Genomic DNA, 3695 nt, shown 5'->3' with positions numbered 1-3695 from the left:
AACAGAATACGCCACCTAATTTATTTTTCCCATACACCAGATTCGAGCATAACTCCTTTAAAGAAGGAAGGGTGTGAAAAGATCTATCAGGATCAAATGAGCGGATCATTATTTAATCGTCCTGCATTAGATCAACTTTTATTGGATTTAAGAAAGGGTGATGTTTTAGTCATTTGGAAATTAGATAGGTTAGGGCGATCATTTAAGGATTTAATCAACTTGGTTAACTCCTTTATTGAAAAAGGTATTGGTCTGAGAAGCTTGAATGATCATATAGATACAACGACAGCACATGGCCGACTCATCTTTAATATCTTTGGATCTCTTGCCGAGTTTGAAAGAGAGTTAATTAAAGAAAGGACTATAGCTGGTTTAGATGCTGCTAGAGCTAGAGGAAAAAAGGGCGGAAGACCTCCTGGACTTTCGAAAGAGGCACAGGCTAAAGCGCATTCAGCTGAATTAATATATAAGGAGGGAAAATTAAGTGTCTCTGAAATTTGTGACCAATTGAGCATAAGCCGTGCAACTTTCTATAATTATTTGAAATTCCGTCAAGTTCCTATATCTGCTGAAAACTATAGAATTAAACCAAAACATACTATTTTAATAAGAGATGTTTTAACGGAAGAAATTTTGGATGTTTAATTCAAATATAAAAATCAATTGAACCTAATCTTGCTTAGTGAGGTAGCTGATTATTCGAGGTGTATAGCCGCGATAGCCCATGATTTTATTGACTTACCGAAAGTAAGTTAACAAAATCAATATCAGGGCGTAGAGTCATTGTGGTAGGTAACCGATTTGCTCGTTCAGAGCAAATGTTAACGAACGCAGGATACTTTTAGTTTCGCGCGTTGGCGAGTCGATTTTAGCCTGGGATGGCTTAAATCAATCACGGGATAGAGCGACCATTGTATTCTTTTTTGAAATGTTGCATTTGTTTTCCAATTTGTTCTAACTCTTGTTCAGATAAGATGGCTTTTACCTCTGGAAATAATTTGCCTTCCTCTTCTCTGGCATGATGCTCTACATCTTCAGAAAATTTCATGAGATGGGTTAACCAAGCATCTTCTGATTTAAGTTCATTAATTTTTTTAATTTCACGCTCAGCGTGTTGTTCTTCTTTCAATAAATGTTTTACTGTGTCGGGAACTTTGCTTTTGAAATGTGGATACCAGACCGTGTGTTCCATAGTCTCATGTCTGAGTAAATCAGAAGACAAGTCAGCAAATATTTTTTGGCGCGTATCAAAACGATGGGAAGGATTTAATACATCGACTAAAAGATTCCGTACATGATTATGTTCTTTGATTAAAAAATCGATAGCATTCATCTCTTTCTCCTAGCAAACCTCTAAGGTTGAAACCAATTAGTAACATCAAACAAGGCCTTAGGCCTTGTTTTCATAGATTATAAGCTATTAAAATCTTTAACAGCTCGTTCAGCTTCTTGTTTGGAATAACCATAGTGTTTTTGTAGCTTACCGTATATCTCTTGGTGATTACCTTCGATTACTTGATAATCATCATCTGTTAGTTTACCCCAAGCTTGTTTCATTTTGCCTTTGATTTCTTCCCATTTACCTTGAAAAATATCTTCATTCATCATTATGCCCCTTAAAAATGAACCTGACATGCTTTTTCTGCGTCAACCGCAACACACTATAAATGGCGATGTTTTTCCCAAGTAGAGGACAAATTACTATTAGGGAGTGTTTCATTAACTCCAAGCATAATACCACCTGATTTTATTTCGGATTCAATTACTTTTGCTTTGTCTTCCGAAATACCCCAGCCTATTAATGAACCAACCAATCCACCTGCGATACCTCCAGCTCCTGCTCCAGCTAGCCCAGCAGCAATTGGTCCTGCAATCACTAGACCAAGACCAGGCAGCACGAGGCTTGTCCCAATTGCGGCTAATGCAGCGACCACCCCGCCCACAGCTGCACCTGTCGCCCCGCCGACCGCCAAACCTTCGGAGGCTTTTGATCCTTCTTTAACCAAGATGGAGTTATAATATTTGTTTCTTGAATCCTCAGACATCATGATATTAATATCTTCTGGCTTATATCCTGCATCTAAAGCATCTTGATAAGCTTTTTCCGCGGCTTCCTGAGTTTTGAATACTTCAGTTGTGATATGCATATCTTTAGTATTATGTGACATAATTAATCTCCTTATTGAAATTCATCCCTCATGCAATTTAATTTTAATTGCAGAAGATAAGTATAGACTACAAATAGAACGGTTGATTATTAATCGCTCAAAGAGGGTAAAAACTTAAAAAGATGTCTATATTAAAGAGGTTCACTAAGGAGAAATACATGAAACAACTAATAGCAGGGACGGTAACAATACTTTGTTCCACATTTTGTTTTGCGGAGCCCGTGATTAACACTCATACCAACCTTTGGAAAAGTATCCCGATAACGGTAGATTCAGAACATCATACCTACAGTGCTTCTGAGGGTTATTTAATGCCTGAAGGTGATTATTATTATACCTTTTCAGGATATCGTTGCCTTAAAGATAAACTGGAAAATGCGGGTATTGAGCCTATAGAATACAAGGACAATAAGACACAGGTGTCTATTTATTGTTATCCAGATAAATAAAATCGCATTTAATTTTTTAAAAGATAGGTGCAATCTGTTCTAACATATTGTATCTATCTTTCTTCTTCGAGTTTGTTACGTAAAGATTCGAACTCTCTCTGAGCATCACTATAAATATTTACCCGTTCGGGTGCTCAACTCGAATCGCCATAGCCTCAAACAGACTATCAGTTTAAAGGTCAACAGTGAAACACATTGCATTTAATTGGAACTAAACTAAACTTAAGAGGTTGACGAACATGGAGGTGGTCATGAAATATTTTATTGCCTGGTTATTGGGAGTTCCGATAACTATCCTCGTTATTGTATGGTTGTTTTCCCATATTTTCTAAATATAAGAGCAAGCAAGTTCGCGTGTGTATGGAATTTAATGCCTCATGTAAATAAAGGCAGGGCATTTAATACTAAGGAGAGTAACATGTTGAGCACGGTGCTAATTGTTTTATTAATTTTACTGCTCATTGGCGGGCTCCCCAGATGGAACTACAGTAAAAGCTGGGGATATGGACCAAGCGGATTAATTGGAACACTCCTGGTTATTTTGCTTGTTTTAGCATTATTAGGGCGTATTTAAAGTAAATACAATTATAAAAATGTAATTATATACTGAGCTTTGTATATTATTGCTTCTTTTTCTTTTTGGGAGACTAAAATCATGGATAATGTGACTAATAAATTAAAAGATACAGCCGAAGATGTAATCGACAAGGCAAAAGATAAGACTGAAAACATTCGTGATTCATTGAAAAATAAAACATCTGAGGTACAAGAAACTTTAGAATGTAATTATGAAGAACTGCTTAATAAAGTCAAAGAGAAACCGCTGCAATCTGTTCTTATTGCCGCTGGAATTGGCTACCTTATTTCAAAATTTATAAAATAGCGTAGTGTCGTCAAATTTATATAAATAAGGATGTCTTTACAAAGAGATAAAATAGGAAGAGTTGATAATCCTTTCTAGCATTGAAGACATCCTCTTTTGTCTATAAAAGGATGTCTTTGATATTGATTAAAATTAAAACGGCAACGTGCAATCTGTTTTTATCAATTAAATCGAGATTCTTTGGAAGTCATCTAT

General features: G+C 36.0%; 7 protein-coding genes. 4 read left to right on the top strand and 3 right to left on the bottom strand.

Going from position 1 to position 3695, the window contains the following annotated elements:
- The first annotated feature begins 6 nt into the window (after positions 1-6).
- Positions 7-645, top strand: a complete 639-nt coding sequence (locus Q0495_RS14700) for a recombinase family protein (protein ID WP_298627617.1) — start codon at positions 7-9, stop codon at positions 643-645.
- A gap of 247 nt (positions 646-892) precedes the next feature.
- On the opposite strand, the gene Q0495_RS14695 is transcribed toward Q0495_RS14700, so the two are convergent.
- The 3 genes from Q0495_RS14695 to Q0495_RS14685 form a co-directional block, all read right to left on the bottom strand.
- The gene (locus Q0495_RS14695) at positions 893-1333 is read right to left on the bottom strand and encodes a hemerythrin domain-containing protein (RefSeq protein WP_298627614.1); all 441 of its coding nucleotides are present in this window, start codon (positions 1331-1333) and stop codon (positions 893-895) included.
- Between the two features lie 77 nt (positions 1334-1410).
- Positions 1411-1605: a CsbD family protein gene (locus tag Q0495_RS14690; RefSeq protein WP_298627616.1), complete on the bottom strand. Its 195-nt coding sequence runs from the start codon at positions 1603-1605 to the stop codon at positions 1411-1413.
- 56 nt (positions 1606-1661) lie between these two features.
- Positions 1662-2168, bottom strand: coding sequence for a hypothetical protein (locus Q0495_RS14685; protein WP_298627613.1), 507 nt, complete (start codon positions 2166-2168; stop codon positions 1662-1664).
- A gap of 158 nt (positions 2169-2326) precedes the next feature.
- Here Q0495_RS14685 and Q0495_RS14680 point away from each other — a divergent pair, with 158 nt between their 5' ends.
- From Q0495_RS14680 to Q0495_RS14670, 3 genes are all read left to right on the top strand, one after another.
- The gene (locus Q0495_RS14680) at positions 2327-2617 is read left to right on the top strand and encodes a hypothetical protein (RefSeq protein WP_298627612.1); all 291 of its coding nucleotides are present in this window, start codon (positions 2327-2329) and stop codon (positions 2615-2617) included.
- A gap of 421 nt (positions 2618-3038) precedes the next feature.
- On the top strand, positions 3039-3191 hold the full coding sequence (locus Q0495_RS14675; protein WP_298627615.1) for a DUF3309 family protein: 153 nt from the start codon (positions 3039-3041) through the stop codon (positions 3189-3191).
- Between the two features lie 81 nt (positions 3192-3272).
- The gene (locus Q0495_RS14670; RefSeq protein WP_298627611.1) at positions 3273-3500 is read left to right on the top strand and encodes a hypothetical protein; all 228 of its coding nucleotides are present in this window, start codon (positions 3273-3275) and stop codon (positions 3498-3500) included.
- The last annotated feature ends 195 nt before the right edge of the window (positions 3501-3695 follow it).

The sequence above is a fragment of the uncultured Legionella sp. genome (assembly GCF_937871865.1).
Classification (GTDB): Bacteria; Pseudomonadota; Gammaproteobacteria; order Legionellales; family Legionellaceae; genus Legionella.
Note: the sequence above shows the minus strand (reverse complement) of the source record. Positions and strands in the feature narration are given on the sequence as shown.